Source organism: Agrobacterium sp. CFBP2214 (assembly GCF_030209895.1).
Classification (GTDB): Bacteria; Pseudomonadota; Alphaproteobacteria; order Rhizobiales; family Rhizobiaceae; genus Agrobacterium; species Agrobacterium radiobacter.
Map to the genome: position 1 here is coordinate 1,113,114 of NZ_JARVRC010000001.1, position 18,921 is coordinate 1,132,034.

Sequence of the window (18,921 nt, forward strand, 5' to 3'; positions counted from 1 at the left end):
CCTTGTGATGCCTTCTCGCCTGTGGAACCTCCCAAACGAAAGAGGAAGAATGTCCGACCTAAAGCTGGTCGATCCTCTGGTGACTCCCAAGGAGGAACCACTAGAGGCTAGTACCTCGCTGTCCACCCCTAAGGTCCACTGGCGCTTTCAGACCTTCGATGATCCCGTAAAGGATGACTTCCGCGTCTTCCTGACGTTGCTCTGGCGGAAGCTGGGGCTACCTGATCCGACACCCCTTCAGCTCGACATCGCATATGACCTTCAGCACCACGGCTGGTCTGATGTCATCGACCGGCGGATCGTTATGGCGTTCCGTGGGGCTGCTAAGAGCTGGATCACTGCCGCCTACGTCCTCTGGAACATCCTCCGCAATCCCCAGATGAAGATCGGCGTTGTGTCGGGCTCGGGAAAGCGCTCCGTGGCCTTCGTGCAGTTCTGCTTGACGCTGATCTTCGAGTGGGACCTCCTGAAGCACCTCGCTCCGGGACCCAAACAGCGACAGAGCACCACTGCCTTTGATGTAGGGCCGTCTCTCCCTGACCAAACTCCCTCAATCTGGTCCGCTGGTATCACCTCCCAGATCGTCGGCTACCGTGCTGACATCATCGTTGGGGATGACGTGGAGACCAACACCAACTCCATGACGCCAGACATGCGGGAAACCCTGTCCGAGAGGGTGAAGGAGTTTGACTCGATCATTAAGCCCGGAGGCCAGATCATCTTTCTGGGTACTCCGCAGACCGAGGCGTCCATCTACAATGTGCTTCAGCGCCGTGGATATACCATCCGCATCTGGCCCGTGAGGTTCCCGACTGGCAAGCAGATGAGGAACTATGGCGACAAGTTGGCCCCATGGGTACGCTGGAAGATCGACAAGCAGCCGTCTCTCATCGGGTCCTCTGTGGAGCCCTCGCGCTTCTCTGACGAAGACCTGTTGGGCCGCGAATTGTCGCACGGCAAGGCAACCTTTGCGCTTCAGTTCATGCTCGATACCAGCCTTTCGGATGTCGATAAGTATCCGCTGCGCCTCCGAGATTTCATCACCATGAGTCTGGATCGCCGGATCGGCCCTGATACGGTCGCATGGGGCAACGGAGAGCATCTCGCGCTGAAATCGGTCCACAGCATCGCTCTGGATGGAGATCGCGCCTACGGGCCTTCCAGCGTCTCGGAGGCGTTCTCAAAGTGGCAGGCCGTGTACGCCTATATCGACCCATCGGGTAAGGGCGCTGACGAAACTACGCTGACGATTGGCTCCGCGCTGCACTCCACCGCGTTTGTCCTCAAGCAGGCTGGCTGGCAGGATGGCTTCGGGGAAGAGACCCTCAAGGGTATTGCAAAGCTCCTCGTCGCGTATCGCGTCCAGAAGTGTCTTATCGAAGAGGACTTTGGGCAGGGCATGTTCGCCCAGCTCCTCAGACCCATCGTGAAGGCTGAATGGGAGGCGATAAACAAGAAGCTCTCAAGGGAGGAGCAGGGGGCCACGGAGATCACATCCGAGAGGTCCTCGAAGGTGCAGAAAGAACTCCGCATCTTGGAGGTCTTGGAGCCGGTATTTCAGGCCCACCGCATCGTTATGGCTCAGGAGGTTCTCGAAGAGGACTATATGCAGGTCCAGAAGCGAGACGGCACCGACCTCCGCGACCGCTACTCCCTCATGTACCAGATCACGAGACTGACCCGAGAGAAGGGCTGCTTGACGCACGATGACCGCGTTGAGGGGCTCTCTGGGCTGATTGGGATGATGAAGGACATGCTGGGTCTTCACCCAGAGGAGCAGGCGGAGAAGGCAGAGGAGAACCGCATGGAGGAACTCCTGAAGAAGCTGGCCGAGGAAGAGGACGATATCCGGGGTGAGAAGCGCCTAAAGCACGTCATGAGGGGCAAGCTCCGCTCAGGACGGCAGAGGGCAAGGACCTAAGAAAGCGTCACAAATCTAGCTCTTCGCGTAAAAATCTTGCGTGGAGGGCTGGATTGACGACATAAACAATAGGTGCCCTATATGAACGAAGTTCTCTTCAGGGGTTCCTTTAGGTATATATCTCTAAGGATATCTCCTTGATTGGGAGACATCGCTCCCCTCTTCATCTTCTTAGAGTTTTCCCTTTGCATTAATGCTTAAAGTGACTGCCTACAGTACACCTAAGGGTAGGGGATGAAGAGGTGATAACCTCCCCCTTACTTAGGACCTTCCTCCAGTGCTCAACCTCTTCGACATCCTCTACTTGCAAGTCCTCTACGACCACCTCTCCACGCTGTACCGGATGATATTCCAAGGGTAGCTCACGCGAGGGGTTGAACCACGAGCCAAAGGGCAGGCTTTCCCCCCTGTACCCCACCACCCGATTGTGACGCCATGATGTGACCCCGGACGGCGTTGCATGATGCCTATCACATTGATTTTCCTAGCCTTATCACTAGATTAGGAAACAAGTGGATGGACACAATGCCCTCTTTAGGCCCTCATCCGATACTCATAGCGTAATTTCTTTATGCCCTCGCTCGTGGGATCGCATCAGTTGTTTTTTCCAGTCACTTTGAGCACAGCTATATGTGTCTCGCCGCAAGGCTGCCGCCGCGTCCATCGCTAGACCACTCTCCATGTCCATCACCATGCCGCCTCATCATGTCACCATGCGGGGAGAGACAGGCGCGGGGAGATACATCAGGGGTCTTTAGGTTTTCTCACAGGAAACCGGACAGGCGGACTCATGGGGAGATGCTTTAAGGGACTGTGAGAGAGGTGGCAAGAGGGACTATTTAGATAACAATATGAGATACTCATGGATAACTTTCCTCATTTCCTGACGTGAATATCCGCCTAATATCCAGACACAAAGTTAGAAATATCTGTTGTTTTTCAATATGATGTCATTTTGTTGATGATTTTTGTGACGACCCACTAGACAATTATTCCAAACACTACCATATTGTCACTCATCGAAGCGGCACACAGCCACTCGATACGGGACTTCCAAACCTCCCCAAGCATAAGAGGTTAAGGGCGGCAGGGTGCAGAGCCTTGGAGAAACCCACGCGGGCGGTCAAACAGTGGCCTTGAGATACAGCGGATGGGGTGCGCAAGACGATTAGTCGGGGCTTGAAGCTGGCCCCCTGATGATGACCTAAAGCAGGGTCGAAACTAATCACTCAAAGGACATGAGCGATGAGCAAGTATTTCAATCTGTCTACCCGCAAAGTCGGTGGCTTACGGTTCATTAAACTGGGCCGCCTGACCATCTCCCTGTCTGTTAGCCGCCGCGATTATCGCCCGCTTGCCTGACCCGTGGAGTGAGCTACAATGGAAGACATGAAGCCAAGCGAAGCGGACCAGATCACCAAGTCAATCGACAAGCTTACCGCACGTATCGACGTGATGGATGAGCGCTTCAAGGCCATGCCGGATAAGGCGGGTGTCTTTACGGCGACGTTCGCAGTCCATGCCCTTGTGTGGGCCTCAGTTATTGCGACGGTAGGCCTCACCATCAACATCCTGAACATTGTGGGTGCCTTCAAGTAAGGGGCAGGTGTGTCCATATGGATGTACCACAACTATACCACATTACACACAATTGACGTTGGAAAGGAGGACCGAAGGGTGCACTTTATGCAGCTCTTATTATTACCGTGGGGACGGGATTTAGGCATTTAGCAGGGCTTATCGTGGGGACCAAGGGGCGGCCCCCATTAGTAAACTCTGGGATAGAGCAAGAGGATTTACATCATGGCTGACCACAACGCGGTTGCCCACAACTGGGCCCATCAAACCGGACGTGCCCGCAAGGGTTTCAACATGTTCTATGAAGGGGACACCATCTATTCCTATGGCTATCACTTCCCGATTGCCCGGATGATGACGGCTCCTAATGGTGAGCGGGTGGTCTTGTTCACTCAGTCCAACTATTCGGTGTCCACCTCCAAGCATAAGACCATTGTGCAACGGGCACTGGGATATGGCCGCGAGGACATTCTCTATGTCCCCAAGCTGGACTCCTATAGCTTCGATGCGGCTGGCAACTGGGATCGTGTCTCTGCGTCTCTTGAAGAGCTGGCCCTGAAATGGAAACGGGCAAGAGGACTTCGAGCCTTCCATGCTGATGCAATGGCCGGGGCTATCGGGACGGCAAACCGCATTGCTACCCTGTGGCAACTCGACAAGCCGCGCTTGGAGATGCCCGAAGACATCGGCGCATGGGTTGCTGAGGCCGACGAGCGGCGCAAGGAAGAGCAGCGCCAGAAGGACCTCAAGGATCGCGAGACAATCCAGAAGTGGCTCAAGGGAGAACCAGTCCGCCCGCCACACACCCGCATTCCTTATGTCCGGGTCTTGGAAGACAAATTGCAGACCTCATGGGGCGTCACGATATCGCTCAAGAAGGCGTTGCGTCTTTACCGGCTGGCCGTGGCCTGTGCTCGATGCCGCCATGAGTTTGTCCCGGCGAAGGACCATAGGATAGACGGGTGGGCGATCAATAGGGTCTCGGCGGATGGGACCGTCCATGTCGGGTGCCATGTGATCCCGCTGAAGGTTCAACATGAAGCCGCCAGACTTGCGGGCATTCTCCGGGCATAACTGTACCACATTACACACAAAGGATATCCAAATGATCCCTCAGGAAATATTCGACAAGGTTTCGGTGCATCTCTTAACGCAAGGCAAGAGGGCGCTTGGGGACGACGGACAACGCTGTAAATATAGGGCTCCCGATGGCTCTAAGTGTACCGTTGGAATACTGATCCCAGATGACGCGTATGATCCGGTGATGGAGGGCCACCCGTCCTCGGCTCTGTGCATGGTTGCCGCCCTTCCACCGTTCTTCACCACCGAGGGAGACCTACTAAGCGACCTCCAGGTACTACACGATTGCGTCAAACCGGACATGTGGCCGGAATACCTGCACCGAATGGCGCGACACAAGGGACTATCCACCACAGCCATGGACGAGTACCTCAAGACCACCAAAAGTCCAGCCCCAGAGGTGGCCGCATGAGCGCCCTTCCGAATGACATCAAGTATGCCCCATCATTCCCTGTGACGATCCACATTGCCGGGGACTACGAGACTGCCCGCGAGGAGTGCCAAAGGTTCTGTGACATCCATGGTCTCTGTGTCACGGTTACGCCAACCGAGTACATATATACCGGCGGGTCTGAGGCAGGTGTCCGGGTGGGCCTCATCAACTACCCACGGTTCCCCAAAATGGGCACGGAGATTGCCTTGCAGGCCATAGAGTTGGCCTATGCCTTGAGGGCGGCGCTGGGGCAGCAGAGTTTCTCCGTCGAGACGCCAGAGAATACCACATGGTTCTCATGGCGGGAGAGGGACGTAGTGTGACCTTCATTGAAAGGCTGCCATAACGACAGTCCCAATGACATCCACGGGCACTCTCACGACTTGGCCTTCGCCAAAAACAAGATCGAGGACAGCGAGAAAAGTAAGAAAGCCAAATGGTCCAATCTTCAACTTAAACCCGCCGCCCGGCTGGAAGAAAATCTCCATAGGGCAACTCCAAGACACTATTGTGCCAACAGTTCTAAGCTGAAGTTATTAGACCTACCTCGGACCAAGTGCAGTACTGTGCCAAATGTCCTTCCTTGCTCGTTACTCAAGGAAGAGGGATCGAATACTTCTTCGTATGTGGTTGGACTACCGGCGTATGCTATCTAAGAAGCGGGATCAGTACATCCGCGTAACGCCGAGGCCCAGCCTTCCGGGGTAATTACCCCGTGGCCTACCACACCGAATAGTTACCAAAACCCTACAATCACGTCAACCCCGCCAAGGCCCCATCAGGTCACCCCTCCTAACCAACGGGAGGGGGCATCTGACGAGACCCAAGACAGCGGCTTGTCGAAACGCCATCATCACCAAAGGAGAGACCTCAATGGCACGGAAAGACGATCAGAACCAGAATACCGAATTGAACCTCGAAGAGACCACCACGGAGGACACCACAAGCGGGGCCGTCGATGATGGCTTCGAGTGGGAGCCGGAGCTGCCGAAGGGCGGCGGCGGCGGCCAGAAGAGCAAGTACGACTGGGGTGCTTTCCCGGAGCCGAAGGACGGCAAGTTCCCGACGAAGACCTACATGGGTCTCAAGGCACCCAAGCCGGTCTACAACAGCATCAAGAAGTACCAGACGAAGCTTGCCGAAGAGGGCAAGGAGTACCCGGAGTTTACCGTCCGTGCTATCAAGGAAGGCACAGGCAAGGAAGCCAAGACGGTGGGCGTAAAGGTCCAGCGTATCAAGTGACGAGGGGGCCATCCACCATGCGCAACATGCAACTTCTGGGGACCATGGGCCTCATCAGCTTTGCGCTGGGTCTCGTCTACATCACTGGGGTCGAACTATGGGGTTGGCTCTTCGGCTGACCCTATCCCCAGCATCCTCCGCAAATATCTACAATTGATTCCATTGGCTTAACTCATCATAGGACATAATTCCTAATCAACTGTTGATAGGACTAAATTCTTGTGAGATAAGAATGGAACAAAATGAGAACAAACACAAGATGGAAGAGCGTAATCAATCCCTTACTGTGGATACCAGTTACTATGTCTTACACCCGGAGAACCCAGAGTTGGCCATCGGGAAGATCACCAAGATCAACGCTCACAGGTGGCGTGCACGGACGTTCCGCAAGCCATGGGCGTGGAACCCGAAGACAAAGCGGAAGGGGCAAGGGCTCGGCCCTCCTTTCTCTGGGGTGGACGCTTCAAGACCCTCGAAAAGGAGCGCCGAGTTCTTCATCCGCAACTATTTCGCGCATAACCATCAGGCCGAGCCGAAGGCCGCTTGATGTGCTCATACGGTGTCGCCCAGTGGGGTGACCCTAAGGGGCGGGAGGGGGATTTCGTCCTTTGCCTCCTCCTGCCTTCACTCTTCAAGGGACAACTTCATGACCATCGAAAAGGAATACCAAATGACCAAGCACAATGACCGCATTCTGATCCACACCGAAGGACAGGAAGGCGGTTTCTTCATCAGCGCCATTACCGGCGAGATCATCCGCGACGACCACAGCGAGGAACTCCCGGAGTGGGCCGAAGAGGCTCTCGTCAATGCCAACCTTCAGGAGCGCCGCACATGGTACACCCAGCGTATCGGTGAGACTGCCTTCCTGAAACTCGGCACCCCGGATGCCATCGAATACAAGGACCTCGGATGGGTCGCTGTGGATCAGGAAGGTGACCTCGTGGAGATCGACGCCGACAACCAGTGGCGTTCCGAGAACCTCGCCAACCTCCTCAACATCGATACCGACGCCGATGCTTTCGACAAGGCCATCGAAGGGGCCACCCACGAAGCCCTCATCGCCGACGAGTACCGCAAGAACCCCACGGACGAGGAGACCCTTGCCGAGGTCGAAGGCAAGTCCTTTGAGGATGTCGAGCGGCAGGCCGTCAACGGCTAGTCATGTACTCTGGGGGATGGCTCTTGGCTGTCCCCCGGTTTCTCTTGGTACATCAGAGGATTAGATGAGACTATTAGGCTGGGACATTGCAATTGAACGCTGGGACAGGGAACGACCCTTATGGGAAGTCTCCTCTTGGCTCTTCGAAATCGAGCGGCACAGCGGATTGCGCTTCGATAACATTCTGGTATGGTGTGGAGCGTGGCATATTGCGATGTCGAAATCAAATGAATGAAATCAGCCGGTTAAAGGGACTCATCACCACATGGCGACAATAGGTGAGAATAAGAGGGTACGGGCACTTTTCGAAGTGAACCGGCTCCTGATGGATCAGCGTCCGGAGATGCCAATATCCATCGTGAATACCCTCTTGGGGTGCTTCCTGTGGAGACACAGCGAGGAGCAGCCCGGAACACCCATCACGATACTTGAGCTGTCCGAGAAGATAGGACTGCCCTACACCACTGTATCAAGACACCTCAGGTATCTGGGTGAAGAAGAGCGCACAGGAGTCCCCGGCCTCGGCCTCGTGGAGACCGAAGTGTACATCCTCAACAGACGACAGAAAACCGTGAAGCTGACCCACAAAGGCAGGGCCTTGATGGATCGCCTCAGATATATTCTCGGAGATCAGGATGACAATCAAACCGAGGGGGACGTCATGGCAAGTTGACGTAACCGACACCTCTGCTTTGGAGGGCTTCAGGCGTATCCGCAAGTCCTTTTCAACAGAGACCGAAGCGAGGGCGGCCCACGATCAAATCGTAGAGGCCCTCGAAGTATACGGAAAGTGGCCGGTTGGTCCTCATGACCGGCCCCGCATCAAGAAGAAGACATCCTCCTCCAAGACCGGCACCCTTAGGGAGCTCGCCCAGATCGGCCTAGACCAGCACTGGACTGGGATGGCCTACAAGCCGGTAGTCGAGAACATCATATGGAACATCGTGGGGTGGTTCGAAGACAAGGGTTGTCCGAACATTGACGACATCACCTCCGTAGAGCTGGACGAGTTCATTACGTTCTGCCGCAATGAGGGCTTCGGGGGCAGGGGCAATGAGCCTAGCACCATCAACGGACACCTCTCGATCCTTGGCGTTCTCAACTCGATAGGCATGAAGCGCATCCCTAAGCTCAGCTTTCGGAAGCTCCCTATCGAACGGTCCCAGATACGCAAGAAAGAGCAGTGGTGGCTCCGCCCGGATGACATGGAGAAGGTCATCAAGCATCTCCGGGCAACTGGCGATGACCTCTTTGCGGATATCGTGGAGATGATCTGCTATCAGGGCTTCCGTGTCATGGAGTGCCTCTCGCTTAGGGAGCGCCATTTCATCGGCCTCGCCACCTCCACACCTAAGGTCCAAGTCCCCGGAACCAAGACCAATAAGTCTGGCTACACGATCCCGGTGTTCGACCTCTCAATCGATCTTGTTCAGAAGTGCATCAAGCGCTCCAAGGAGAACGGCTGGGAGCGGCTATTCCCGATTAGCTGGAGACAGGCGAGGGACCGTTGGGCCTACGTCCGGGAGTACCTCGGGGTACAGGATGTACCCTCGGCCACAATGAAGTCCCTCAGGCGCACCTTTGCAGCCATTGCGGATAGCCGGGGGATGGGCACAAAGACACTCCAAGAAATCCTTCGGCACGAGAACATCTCCACGACCGAACTCTACCTGAACGTCATCGGAGCAGAAAGGACTGAACACGCACGAAAGTTCATGACTAGGCCTGAGGCCACGATCCCTCCACCACCTCAGACCCCGGCAGGGGACATGGACCAAGAACGTATCCAAAGAGCAATCCAGATATTCAAATCAACTGGGCCAACCCCTGAAGAGGTCGCCCGCTTCACCATGGAGCTACTGAAATGAGCAAGAACATCATGATCATGTCCGGTCCCACCAGTGCCGCCATTGCAGCCCTTCTCTTAGGCCGCGACAGGGTGGTCGATTTGATGCGTCCCGAGGACACCGAGGAGCTTCAAGTGGGTAATATGGTGGCCCGAGCCGGGATCGAACCGGCACTCCATAGGGAACCGGATTTTAAGTCCGGTGCGTCTACCAGTTTCGCCATCGGGCCAGAGGAGCGAAATGCAACCGGCGTGTATCATGGCCTCGCTCACCCGCGCAACTCCAAACATCCAGAAGAAGACGCCTTCGAGCTGCCGATGGATGAGATGGACCGAGCCGCCTTGCAGGCCATCGAGGAAATCTTCGCGCCTTCTCAGATCGAGACTATACCACATTACACACAATACGACATTTCAAGCCAGCTTTCCCAAGGGGAACTCGTGAGGGCCGCCACCATGATGAACATGGAACAGCGCCGCTTCAGCGACCGGCTGGTGTCCATTAAGGACAACCTCTGCCTTCCCGGCAGCTTGGATGTGGACTTCAAGTTCGACAGCCGGGGATACTTCTATGCCCAGATCGTGGACCTCAACGGGGTATGCAACGTGACCGGCGCAGCGATGCCGTGGGGTGGCCGCAAGTGGCTCCTCTCCATGCACAAGTCGGACAGCGAAATCGTCCAAACTGTGTTCAAGGCCCTGATGACGGCCATGGAGCACGAGGCCCGTGAGCAATACCTCTACAAGGGTGTGCCGGTTCTCGATCCGCACCTCGACATTGAGAAGCTCGTGGAACTCCGCAAGCAGGACGACGCGACCGCCCATCGGGGCTGACATCTAGACCGAGACTCCGTGGTCTGCTTTACTGGCGTCACAACCGGGAGCAGACCATGGGCGACACCACTACCAATCTTCTCGGGGGCGGCTATGTGCCCCTGATGCTTCTCAATACAGGCTGGATCGTATTCCTTGCGGTCGCCTTTATCCTTGGGGCCTACTGGATGGGCCGTCGAAATCGCCGCCTGTGACTAAGGTTGTGCCGATAGATAACAATGTGACATAGTTAAGCCACTGTAACGGCTACTCTATTTATCCAAAACGTCAGACTTAAAATCTGCCGACCATTGGTCTTGCGGGTTCAAGTCCCGCCGTCCGCACCACCTTCACCCACAGACAAAGTGCGCCCCTGCAGCGCAGATGCGGCAAGGATAGATTGCCAATTCGCGTTGATATTCAGGCGTTGGTTGCTTTTGTTCCTAGTGGTGCGCCCAAAAAATAATCCTGCTCAAGCAAGCGGCATATTTCTTCGAAAATCACCCAAAAGAACCTATTGACCTTGCCACGATGGGAAGCCCTATCTTTTTTTTAACACAAGAAAAGAGGGGTCGTACGCATGTCACAAATGGAGATCCGGGCGAGTCACCAGATTGCGATCGATGGCATGACATGCGCCTCCTGTGTCGGCCGCGTGGAAAAGGCGATTGCCAAGGTGCCGGGCGTTCTGAAGGCCTCGGTCAATCTCGCGACGGAACGCGCTGATATCTCCTTTTCCGGATCGCCCGACGTGCCGGCCGTGATCGCGGCGGTCCGGAATGCTGGGTATGGCGTCGAAGAAAAAACCATCGAACTCGATATCGAGGGTATGACCTGCGCCTCCTGCGTCGGTCGTGTTGAAAAGGCGCTGAAGGCTGTTTCCGGTGTTTCCGATGCGACCGTCAATCTGGCGACCGAGCGTGCCACCATTCGCGTTGCCGGCAATGCCGCCTCTGCAGCCATCTTGGCGGAGGCGATCAAGCGGGCGGGCTATACGGCGAAGGAAAACATCGCCGATAAGGCCGGTGATGTCGAGCAGGATAGACGCGCTACGGAACTGCGCGGCCTGAAAATCAGCCTTGCCGTGGCCGCTGCATTGACGTTGCCGGTCTTCGTGCTGGAGATGGGTTCGCATCTGGTGCCCGCCATCCATGAATTCGTGATGGAAACGGTTGGCATGCAGGAAAGCTGGTATCTGCAATTTGTGTTGACGACACTGGTCCTGTTCGGGCCCGGCCTGCGCTTCTTTAAAAAGGGCATACCCGCACTGCTAAGGCTGGCGCCGGACATGAATTCGCTCGTCGTACTGGGCACCGCCGCCGCCTGGGGATTTTCGGTGGTGGCAACCTTCCTGCCCGAAATCCTGCCGCGTGGCACGGCCAATGTCTATTATGAGGCGGCGGCGGTTATCGTCACGCTCATCCTTCTCGGCCGATTCCTCGAAGCGCGCGCCAAAGGCCGCACCAGCGAGGCGATAAAGCGGCTTGTCGGCCTGCAGGCGAAGTCCGCCCGCGTGCTGCGCGATGGCGAAACCGTTGATGTGCCGTTGCAGGATGTGCGCACCGGCGATGTGATCGTCGTTCGCCCCGGCGAGAAAGTGCCGGTCGATGGGCTGGTTCTCAGCGGTTCTTCTTATGTCGATGAATCGATGATCACTGGCGAGCCGGTCCCGGTCACCAAGGCGGCGGGTTCCGAGGTTGTCGGCGGCACGGTGAACCGCAATGGCTCCTTCACCTTCCGTGCAACCAAGGTGGGTGCCGATACGCTGATCGCCCAGATCATCCGCATGGTGGAGGAGGCGCAGGCCGACAAGCTGCCCATTCAGGCGCTGGTCGACAAGGTCACCAACTGGTTCGTGCCGGCTGTCATGCTGGCCGCACTCGCCACTTTCACCGTCTGGTTCATCTTTGGGCCTGATCCGGCCTTGACCTTCGCGCTCGTCAACGCGGTTGCGGTTCTCATCATCGCCTGTCCCTGCGCCATGGGCCTTGCCACGCCGACCTCGATCATGGTCGGCACCGGCCGCGCCGCCGAGATGGGCGTGCTGTTCCGCCGCGGCGATGCGCTTCAGACGCTGCGCGATGCCGACGTGATTGCCGTTGACAAGACCGGCACCCTGACGCTCGGCAAGCCGAAGCTGGTGCATTTCACCACGACGCAGGGCTTCGATGCGGATGAGGTGCTTCGCCTCGTCGCCTCGCTGGAGAACCATTCCGAACATCCGATTGCGGAGGCGATCGTCGAGGCGGCGAAACATGGCGGCCTGACGCTTGCCAATGCGGAAGGCTTCGAGGCGACCCCCGGTTTTGGTGTTGCAGCCATGGTTGACGGCCGCAGGGTCGAAGCGGGCGCAGACCGGTTCATGATCAAGCTCGGTTATGACGTCGCGATGTTTGCCGATGATGCCGAAAGGCTGGGCAGGGAAGGGCAGTCGCCGCTTTATGCCGCCGTCGATGGCAGGCTGGCCGCGATCATCGCCGTTGCCGATCCGATCAAGCAGACGACCCCGGAGGCGATTGCGGCGCTGCATGCGCTGGGCCTCAAGGTCACGATGATCACCGGTGACAATCGCCGCACTGCCGAAGCTATAGCCCGCCGTCTCGGTATTGATGAGGTGGTGGCGGAAGTGCTGCCCGACGGCAAGGTCGAGGCCGTCAAAAGGCTTGCTGCCGGCGGGCGACGTGTCGCCTTTGTCGGGGATGGGATCAATGATGCACCGGCGCTTGCTGCGGCCGATGTCGGGCTTGCCATCGGCACGGGTACGGATGTCGCGATTGAAAGTGCCGATGTGGTCTTGATGTCTGGCGATCTGCGCGGCGTTGCCAACGCCATCGCGCTCTCCAAGGCGACCATCCGCAATATCGGCCAGAATCTGTTCTGGGCCTTCGCTTACAACGCTGCACTCGTTCCGGTGGCGGCTGGAATATTGTATCCTGTCAACGGCGTTCTGCTGTCGCCTGTCCTTGCTGCCGGAGCCATGGCGCTTTCCAGCGTCTTCGTATTGACGAACGCGCTGCGCCTGAAAAGCTTCCGTGCACCGCTGGTGGACAGACCGGCGGGCATGCAGCTCGCAGCGGCCGAATAGGAGGCGGATGTGATGACGCCTGGCAACACAATCTATCTGCCGCAGATCGGGCGCAGCATCTTGGCGGCGCAGGGGGAGACCGTGCTTCAGGCCGCGCTGGCCGCTGGCGTCACCTATCCGCATGGCTGTCGCATGGGCCGCTGCGGGGCCTGCAAATCGCATCTCATTTCCGGCGAGATCGATCTTCTCAAGCACACGCCCTTCTCCTTGACCGAAGAGGAAAAGGCGGACGGTCTGACGCTCGCCTGCCGGGCCATGCCGTTAAGCGACATGACGATCAGCTGGCTCGATGGGGCGGATGAGATCGCCGATATTCCGACCGGCCGCTTTGAGGGCGTGGTGGCGGAAGTGGTGGATGCGACACATGATATCAAGCTCATCCGTATCCGGCTCAACGAGCGCGGGCAGTTTGCCTTCAAGCCCGGACAATATGTGCGCCTGCTTTATGCGGACTGTTCGCCGCGTGACTATTCCATCGCCAGTCGGGTGGATGAGGAATTGATCGAATTTCACATCCGGCACGTTCCCGGCGGCATGACGAGCGGCCGCATCTTTTCGCTCGCCAGGGCTGGTGACCCCGTGACGATCGTGGGGCCTTTCGGTTCTTCGTTCCTGCGGGAAAAACATTGTGGGCCCATCCTCGGCATTGCCGGCGGGTCGGGGCTTGCCCCCGTCAAGGCGGTTGTCGAGGCAGCACTTGCAACGGGCCGTGAACGCCCGGTTCATGTCTATTTCGGCGCGCGCGCTCAGCGTGATCTCTATATGCTCGACCGCTTCGGAGATCTTGCCGCGCGGCATGGCAATCTGAGCTTCGTTCCGGTTCTCTCGCATGAAGACCATGCCGATATCAGGTGCGGTTATGTCGGTGCGGCGGTGGCGGATGATTTCGACGATCTCGATGGCTGGAAAGCCTATATTGCCGGACCGCCGGCCATGATCGAGGCGACGGTGCCGCAGCTTCTGGCGCGCGGCATGCGCACCGCCGACATTCATGCAGACGTATTTTTCACCCCGGAAAGATAGGAGCAGGATCGATGAACATTGGCACAGCCGCCACCGCCTCCGGTGTTTCTGCAAAGATGATCAGGCATTACGAGATGATGGGCCTGATCAAATCGGCAAACCGCACGGATTCCGGATACCGGGTCTATACGGCCAATGATCTGGAAACGCTGCGCTTCATCCGCCGCGGACGCGATCTCGGTTTTTCCATCGAAAAGATCAGGCAGCTCATGACCCTGTGGCGCGATCCGGGTGGCGCCTCCTGCGATGTCAAACGCATCGTCATGGAACATGTCGTCGATCTGGAAGCGAAGATGCACACGCTTCGGGAGATGGCAGACACGCTTCGAAACCTTGCAACCTATTGCCCCGACAATGGTGAGCCGGAGTGCCCGATCATTCAGGATCTGGCCCATTCCGAAAATGTCGATTTTGCACCGGTGGCTGTCGTGCCCAAACGGTCCGGCATGCTGAAGGGTACGTCCGGGCCGGTGATGGATTTACATCGCCTGGCGAAATAAGCGGCTTTTCCCTTTGGGGGCGAGCGTCGATTGCAGTGGAAATGCCAATTGCTGTGAAGGAGACAGGGCCATGTGGATACAGATAATACAGCGCTTCCTTATTCTGTGCCTGATGCTGGCGATCGTTTCCGTCATCGCGTTTCTTCTGCCCTATATGGCGGGCGGTGATCCGGCCCGCACCATCCTGTTTTCACGCATGCGCGATACGGCGCTTGATCCACATGCAGTGGAGGCGCTCCGGGCCAGTCTCGGGCTCGACCGGCCGCTTTATGTGCAATATTTCGCATGGCTGTCGAATGCCTTGCGTGGCGACCTTGGGTTTTCCTTCACCAGCAGCCAGCCTGTCGCTGCCGAGCTTATGCGGTCGCTCTGGGTGTCGGTGACGCTGGCGCTGACGGCGCTGGCGTTCGCGATCGCCGTCGCCCTGCCGCTCGGCACATTGGCGGCGATGCGTCCGGGCGGGCGGCTGGACAATTTCGCGACGCTGATGATCCAGACATTCGTCGCAACGCCCGAATACTGGTTCGCGCCCATGTCGGCGCTGGTCTTTGCGCTCTATCTCGGCTGGTTGCCCTCGGCCGGATGGGATAGCTGGCGCTCGCTGGTGCTTCCTGCGCTGACCCTGACGCTGCGGCCGCTCGCCTATTTCACGCAGGTGACGCGCGCCGCCATGGCCGAGGTTTTGCGCGCGCCCTATATCACGGCGGCGCGCAGCCGCGGCCTTGGCATGCATGGCACGGTCATGCGCCACGGCATCCGCAACGGTTCGCTGCCGGTGGTCACCTTCTTTGCCCTCTGGCTTGCAGGGCTGCTTGGCGGATCGGTGGTCGTGGAAGTGATCTTCGCCATTCCCGGCATGGGCCGGCTTCTCTACGACGCCGTGGTCAATCGCGACATCCCGATGCTGCAGGGTGGTTTCATCTGCATCGTGGCCCTGTCCATCCTGGTCAATACCCTGGCCGACAGCTTCTATGTCCTGATCAATCCAGCAATGCGAGGTCACCATGACCACTAGCCTCTTTCCGAGCGCGCCAGCCGCTGCCATGCCGATGACCATGCCCAAGCGCCCCTCGAGCCTGTCCCGCTTCACGGATTTCATCCGCTGCCGGCACTGGACCTTCTATGCGGGAGCGGCGATTTTTCTCGTCATCATCCTGCTGCTGGTGATCGCGCCGTGGATTTCACCCTATGATCCGGCAAAGCAGAATCTGCGTCTGCGGTTGAATGCGCCAAGCGCCATCTACTGGCTGGGAACGGACCACCTGGGCCGCGATGTGCTCAGCCGGCTGCTGATCGGCGGCCGCTTCACGGTCACCATTGCCGCCATCACCGTCATTCTTTCTGTCGTGATCGGGACCTTCATCGGCATCATCAGCGGCCGCAGCCGCGGCATCCTCGACGAGGTGCTGATGCGCATCGTGGACCTGCTCATCGCCATACCTGACGTCGTGATCGCGATTTTCCTCGTGGCCATCTTCGGCCCGGGATACGGAACGCTGATCGCGTCGCTGACCATCGTCGGCTGGACACCTTTTGCGCGGCTGGCGCGGGGGCTGACGCTCTCGATCAATTCGCGTGAATATATCCGTGCCGCCGAGGTGCTCGGCTGCACACGGCGCTTCATCATCTTCCGGCATATCATTCCGAACACGATCTGGCCGATTGCGGCCGTGGCGTTCCTGCGCTTTGGCCACAAGCTGATCACGGTGGGCGGATTGTCATTTCTGGGCCTTGGCGTACAGCCGCCGGCCGCCGACTGGGCGCTGATGCTGGCCGACGCGCAGGCCTATGCGGAGCGGATGCCCGTCCTCGTCATCGCACCGGGTCTGGCGATCTTCCTTGCAGCGCTCAGCGTGACGTGGATCGGCCATGGCCTCAATCTGGAAACAAAGAAAACCAACGGTCATTGACGCCTGCGGGCGGGCAATGACGGATTTGACGATTGTCAAACATACGTGACGCAACGGAACAGGAAGGAGAGTAATATCGTCTGAAGCCGCATGAAAATTCGTGAATGCCTCCGATTCAATAAAAATAAGGGGAACTCTTATGAATATCGAAGGACAAACGCTTGCCAAGACGGCCATGTCTCCCGAATGCGCACCGCTTCTGGAGATCGAGGATCTGCACGTTTCTGTGCCGGCGCAAAACGGCCGCAAGTTTGTTATTTCGGGCCTGACGCTTTCCGTCAATGCCGGGGAAGTCGTCGCTCTCGTCGGCGAATCCGGGTCAGGCAAGAGCATGACGGCGCTGTCGCTGATGCGACTTTTGCCGCAGGGCGCGGAAATCAATTCCGGCCGCATTTCCTTTGCCGGGCGCGATATTCTCGCTCTTTCATCCTCCGAACTCGACGCGCTGCGCGGTGCCGATATCGGCATGCTGTTCCAGCAACCGCAGGCCATGCTCGACCCGACCAGCCGGGTGAGGACGCAGGTTGCCGAGCCACTCTGGATCCACCGTAAAATGAGCCGGCACGCGGCGCTTGACCGGGTCGTCGGTCTCCTGTCCGATGTCGGCATTCCCGATCCCTCAGCACGGGCGCAATGCTTCGCGCACGAGCTTTCCGGCGGTATGGCGCAACGTGTCATGATTGCCGCCGCACTGTCAGGCAATCCGCAGCTTCTGATCGCCGACGAACCGACGACGGCGCTCGATGTCACCGTTCAGGCACAGATACTCCGCCTGCTTGATGACGAACGCCGCAAGCGCCGGCTTGCCACGTTGCTCATCACCCATGACCTCTCGGTCGTCGCCGCTTTCGCGGACCGGATTGCGGTCATGTATGCCGGCCGTATCGTCGAAGAGGGGCCGACCCAGGCGATCCTCAAGGCGCCGCAGCACCCCTATACCAAGGCGCTCATCAGCTGTTCACTCCTGACCACCGACAGCGAGGGGCAATTGCTGACGATTCCCGGTTCGAGCGCGCAGGCCCATGACATGTCCTGCGGCTGCCGGTTTCATCCGCGCTGCACGCTTGCCAACTCGGCAGGCATGGGCGGCCGCTGCATGGCGTCGGAACCGGATCTGAATGCCTTGCCCGAAGGGCGCAAGGCACGATGCTGGGCGGTCGGTCACGATCATGTCGCTCATGATCATGCCAGCCACACGGTCTGCTGAGGGAGGGCGACAATGTTATCGACAGCGACGACACAGACCCCGTCACCGGCGGAAAACAGGAGCCGGCCCTTTGTGGTCGCGAAGAACCTCTGCAAATATTATCCCATATCGGGCTTTGGTCACCGTGTGGTGAAATCCGTCGACGATGTTTCCCTGACGATCGGCGAGGGGGAAGTGCTGGGCCTCGTTGGTGAATCCGGATGCGGCAAAAGCACGGTTGCCGGGCTGATCACGCGGCTGACCCACGCAACCAAAGGCGAGGTCAGCATCGGGCAGAACGATATGCTGCACATGCAGGGCGAGGCGCTGCGGCGCATGCGCCGGGTGGTGCAGCTGGTGTTTCAGGACCCTTATTCGGCACTCGATCCGCGCATGCGTATCGGCCAGAGCATGGAAGCGCCGCTTGCCCAGCATGGCATCGGCACCCGCGAGGAACGTACGGCGCGGGTTTTCCGGATGCTGGAAGAGGTCGGTCTCGACGGCTCTTTTTATGATCGCTATCCGAGCCAGTGTTCCGGCGGCCAGTTGCAGCGCGTCGTCATCGGCCGTGCGCTGCTTCTCAATCCGAGCTTCCTCGTCTGCGACGAGCCGACATCGGCGCTCGATGCCTCGATGCGGACGCAGATACTGAACCTTCTGATGGACATGAAGCGCCGTCACGGTTTGACGGTTCTGATGATTTCCCACGATCTGCGCGTGGTGCGTTATCTCTGCGATCGCATCGCGGTGATGTATCTCGGGCGCGTTGTTGAAATCGCTGACCGGGAGGAGCTTTTCCGGGCGCCGAAGCATCCCTACACCAAGGCTCTCATAGCATCGTCGATGCTGGACGAGACGGGGTTATATGCACCGGAAATGCTTCTTGACGGCGATTTGCCGAGCCCTCTCAATCCTCCTGACGGATGCAAATTCCACACCCGCTGCAAATATGCGACCGAGATATGCGGCGAGGTGGAACCCGTTCTGGAAGGCGTTTCCGGCGAGCATTTTGCCCGCTGCCATCGCTGGCGGGAATTGGGCTGAAGGACAACGCAGTTACAGTTTTCTGTTGCTGTAAAAACAGATGAATCGTGTGTTTGCGAATTAATATCGGAATAAAATTCCGAGTATAAAACGTAAAA

20 protein-coding genes and 1 tRNA gene are annotated in these 18,921 nt (G+C 57.9%); 19 read left to right on the forward strand and 2 right to left on the reverse strand.

Annotated features, from left to right (window positions below; translation table 11 throughout):
- Positions 1-49: 49 nt before the first annotated feature.
- The 5 genes from terL to QRN60_RS05545 all read left to right on the forward strand — a co-directional run bounded on the left by terL (position 50) and on the right by QRN60_RS05545 (position 5,335).
- On the forward strand, positions 50-1,921 hold the full coding sequence (gene terL, locus QRN60_RS05525; RefSeq protein ID WP_284765079.1) for a phage terminase large subunit: 1,872 nt from the start codon (positions 50-52) through the stop codon (positions 1,919-1,921).
- Positions 1,922-3,301: 1,380 nt separating this feature from the next.
- The gene (locus tag QRN60_RS05530) at positions 3,302-3,520 is read left to right on the forward strand and encodes a hypothetical protein (protein WP_111818733.1); all 219 of its coding nucleotides are present in this window, start codon (positions 3,302-3,304) and stop codon (positions 3,518-3,520) included.
- A gap of 204 nt (positions 3,521-3,724) precedes the next feature.
- On the forward strand, positions 3,725-4,573 hold the full coding sequence (locus tag QRN60_RS05535) for a hypothetical protein (protein WP_111818732.1): 849 nt from the start codon (positions 3,725-3,727) through the stop codon (positions 4,571-4,573).
- 31 nt (positions 4,574-4,604) lie between these two features.
- Entirely contained in the window at positions 4,605-4,991 is a 387-nt protein-coding gene (locus tag QRN60_RS05540) for a hypothetical protein (RefSeq protein WP_284765080.1), read from the forward strand.
- On the forward strand, positions 4,988-5,335 hold the full coding sequence (locus QRN60_RS05545) for a hypothetical protein (RefSeq protein WP_111818730.1): 348 nt from the start codon (positions 4,988-4,990) through the stop codon (positions 5,333-5,335). The genes QRN60_RS05540 and QRN60_RS05545 overlap by 4 nt, the downstream gene beginning before the upstream one ends.
- Before the next feature lie 3 nt (positions 5,336-5,338).
- On the opposite strand, the gene QRN60_RS05550 is transcribed toward QRN60_RS05545, so the two are convergent.
- Positions 5,339-5,500, reverse strand: coding sequence for a hypothetical protein (locus QRN60_RS05550; RefSeq protein WP_162695441.1), 162 nt, complete (start codon positions 5,498-5,500; stop codon positions 5,339-5,341).
- A gap of 385 nt (positions 5,501-5,885) precedes the next feature.
- On the opposite strand from QRN60_RS05550, the gene QRN60_RS05555 reads away from it, so the two are divergent.
- The 5 genes from QRN60_RS05555 to QRN60_RS05575 all read left to right on the forward strand — a co-directional run bounded on the left by QRN60_RS05555 (position 5,886) and on the right by QRN60_RS05575 (position 9,284).
- Positions 5,886-6,254, forward strand: coding sequence for a hypothetical protein (locus QRN60_RS05555; protein WP_111818729.1), 369 nt, complete (start codon positions 5,886-5,888; stop codon positions 6,252-6,254).
- A gap of 232 nt (positions 6,255-6,486) precedes the next feature.
- The gene (locus QRN60_RS05560) at positions 6,487-6,801 is read left to right on the forward strand and encodes a hypothetical protein (RefSeq protein ID WP_111818728.1); all 315 of its coding nucleotides are present in this window, start codon (positions 6,487-6,489) and stop codon (positions 6,799-6,801) included.
- A gap of 123 nt (positions 6,802-6,924) precedes the next feature.
- Positions 6,925-7,416 carry a hypothetical protein gene (locus tag QRN60_RS05565; RefSeq protein WP_284765081.1) on the forward strand — a complete coding sequence of 164 codons (492 nt, stop codon included), beginning with the start codon at positions 6,925-6,927 and terminating at the stop codon, positions 7,414-7,416.
- A 265-nt stretch (positions 7,417-7,681) separates the two neighbouring features.
- Complete coding sequence (locus QRN60_RS05570; protein WP_111817225.1) at positions 7,682-8,089, forward strand: winged helix DNA-binding protein; 408 nt, start codon at positions 7,682-7,684, stop codon at positions 8,087-8,089.
- Positions 8,052-9,284 carry a tyrosine-type recombinase/integrase gene (locus QRN60_RS05575; RefSeq protein ID WP_111818726.1) on the forward strand — a complete coding sequence of 411 codons (1,233 nt, stop codon included), beginning with the start codon at positions 8,052-8,054 and terminating at the stop codon, positions 9,282-9,284. The genes QRN60_RS05570 and QRN60_RS05575 overlap by 38 nt, the downstream gene beginning before the upstream one ends.
- 123 nt (positions 9,285-9,407) lie before the next feature.
- On the opposite strand, the gene QRN60_RS05580 is transcribed toward QRN60_RS05575, so the two are convergent.
- Positions 9,408-9,492, reverse strand: a tRNA-Leu gene (locus QRN60_RS05580).
- Positions 9,493-9,580: 88 nt separating this feature from the next.
- On the opposite strand from QRN60_RS05580, the gene QRN60_RS05585 reads away from it, so the two are divergent.
- From QRN60_RS05585 to QRN60_RS05625, 9 genes are all read left to right on the forward strand, one after another.
- A complete protein-coding gene (locus QRN60_RS05585; RefSeq protein WP_284765082.1) occupies positions 9,581-10,096 on the forward strand; it encodes a hypothetical protein in 516 nt (171 codons plus the stop codon).
- 56 nt (positions 10,097-10,152) lie between these two features.
- Positions 10,153-10,290: a hypothetical protein gene (locus tag QRN60_RS05590; protein WP_162691449.1), complete on the forward strand. Its 138-nt coding sequence runs from the start codon at positions 10,153-10,155 to the stop codon at positions 10,288-10,290.
- Between the two features lie 365 nt (positions 10,291-10,655).
- Positions 10,656-13,160, forward strand: coding sequence for a heavy metal translocating P-type ATPase (locus QRN60_RS05595; RefSeq protein WP_087743771.1), 2,505 nt, complete (start codon positions 10,656-10,658; stop codon positions 13,158-13,160).
- Between the two features lie 12 nt (positions 13,161-13,172).
- Positions 13,173-14,183 (forward strand): 2Fe-2S iron-sulfur cluster-binding protein, encoded by a 1,011-nt coding sequence (locus QRN60_RS05600; RefSeq protein ID WP_112977657.1) that lies wholly within the window; start codon positions 13,173-13,175, stop codon positions 14,181-14,183.
- 11 nt (positions 14,184-14,194) lie between these two features.
- On the forward strand, positions 14,195-14,683 hold the full coding sequence (gene cueR / locus QRN60_RS05605) for a Cu(I)-responsive transcriptional regulator (protein ID WP_284765083.1): 489 nt from the start codon (positions 14,195-14,197) through the stop codon (positions 14,681-14,683).
- A gap of 70 nt (positions 14,684-14,753) precedes the next feature.
- Complete coding sequence (locus QRN60_RS05610; protein ID WP_026363441.1) at positions 14,754-15,698, forward strand: ABC transporter permease; 945 nt, start codon at positions 14,754-14,756, stop codon at positions 15,696-15,698.
- Positions 15,688-16,593, forward strand: a complete 906-nt coding sequence (locus QRN60_RS05615; protein WP_111780882.1) for an ABC transporter permease — start codon at positions 15,688-15,690, stop codon at positions 16,591-16,593. Before QRN60_RS05610 ends, QRN60_RS05615 begins: the two co-directional genes overlap by 11 nt.
- Positions 16,594-16,732: 139 nt before the next feature.
- Entirely contained in the window at positions 16,733-17,800 is a 1,068-nt protein-coding gene (locus QRN60_RS05620) for an ABC transporter ATP-binding protein (RefSeq protein WP_129565037.1), read from the forward strand.
- 12 nt (positions 17,801-17,812) lie between these two features.
- Positions 17,813-18,823 carry an ABC transporter ATP-binding protein gene (locus QRN60_RS05625; RefSeq protein WP_035212373.1) on the forward strand — a complete coding sequence of 337 codons (1,011 nt, stop codon included), beginning with the start codon at positions 17,813-17,815 and terminating at the stop codon, positions 18,821-18,823.
- Positions 18,824-18,921: the final 98 nt, after the last annotated feature.

What these genes read in the sequence shown, in the direction of transcription:
- QRN60_RS05585 (WP_284765082.1), top strand. Translation starts at nt 9,581, where the DNA reads ATGGATGAGATGGACCGAGCCGCCTTGCAGGCCATCGAGGAAATCTTC.
- QRN60_RS05590 (WP_162691449.1), top strand. Translation starts at nt 10,153, where the DNA reads ATGGGCGACACCACTACCAATCTTCTCGGGGGCGGCTATGTGCCCCTG.
- QRN60_RS05600 (WP_112977657.1), top strand. Translation starts at nt 13,173, where the DNA reads ATGACGCCTGGCAACACAATCTATCTGCCGCAGATCGGGCGCAGCATC.
- QRN60_RS05620 (WP_129565037.1), top strand. Translation starts at nt 16,733, where the DNA reads ATGAATATCGAAGGACAAACGCTTGCCAAGACGGCCATGTCTCCCGAA.
- QRN60_RS05625 (WP_035212373.1), top strand. Translation starts at nt 17,813, where the DNA reads ATGTTATCGACAGCGACGACACAGACCCCGTCACCGGCGGAAAACAGG.
- QRN60_RS05560 (WP_111818728.1), top strand. Translation starts at nt 6,487, where the DNA reads ATGGAACAAAATGAGAACAAACACAAGATGGAAGAGCGTAATCAATCC.
- QRN60_RS05565 (WP_284765081.1), top strand. Translation starts at nt 6,925, where the DNA reads ATGACCAAGCACAATGACCGCATTCTGATCCACACCGAAGGACAGGAA.
- QRN60_RS05555 (WP_111818729.1), top strand. Translation starts at nt 5,886, where the DNA reads ATGGCACGGAAAGACGATCAGAACCAGAATACCGAATTGAACCTCGAA.
- QRN60_RS05575 (WP_111818726.1), top strand. Translation starts at nt 8,052, where the DNA reads ATGACAATCAAACCGAGGGGGACGTCATGGCAAGTTGACGTAACCGAC.
- QRN60_RS05550 (WP_162695441.1), bottom strand. Translation starts at nt 5,500, where the DNA reads ATGGAGATTTTCTTCCAGCCGGGCGGCGGGTTTAAGTTGAAGATTGGA.
- QRN60_RS05535 (WP_111818732.1), top strand. Translation starts at nt 3,725, where the DNA reads ATGGCTGACCACAACGCGGTTGCCCACAACTGGGCCCATCAAACCGGA.
- QRN60_RS05545 (WP_111818730.1), top strand. Translation starts at nt 4,988, where the DNA reads ATGAGCGCCCTTCCGAATGACATCAAGTATGCCCCATCATTCCCTGTG.
- terL (WP_284765079.1), top strand. Translation starts at nt 50, where the DNA reads ATGTCCGACCTAAAGCTGGTCGATCCTCTGGTGACTCCCAAGGAGGAA.
- QRN60_RS05530 (WP_111818733.1), top strand. Translation starts at nt 3,302, where the DNA reads ATGGAAGACATGAAGCCAAGCGAAGCGGACCAGATCACCAAGTCAATC.
- QRN60_RS05610 (WP_026363441.1), top strand. Translation starts at nt 14,754, where the DNA reads ATGTGGATACAGATAATACAGCGCTTCCTTATTCTGTGCCTGATGCTG.
- cueR (WP_284765083.1), top strand. Translation starts at nt 14,195, where the DNA reads ATGAACATTGGCACAGCCGCCACCGCCTCCGGTGTTTCTGCAAAGATG.
- QRN60_RS05595 (WP_087743771.1), top strand. Translation starts at nt 10,656, where the DNA reads ATGTCACAAATGGAGATCCGGGCGAGTCACCAGATTGCGATCGATGGC.
- QRN60_RS05540 (WP_284765080.1), top strand. Translation starts at nt 4,605, where the DNA reads ATGATCCCTCAGGAAATATTCGACAAGGTTTCGGTGCATCTCTTAACG.
- QRN60_RS05570 (WP_111817225.1), top strand. Translation starts at nt 7,682, where the DNA reads ATGGCGACAATAGGTGAGAATAAGAGGGTACGGGCACTTTTCGAAGTG.
- QRN60_RS05615 (WP_111780882.1), top strand. Translation starts at nt 15,688, where the DNA reads ATGACCACTAGCCTCTTTCCGAGCGCGCCAGCCGCTGCCATGCCGATG.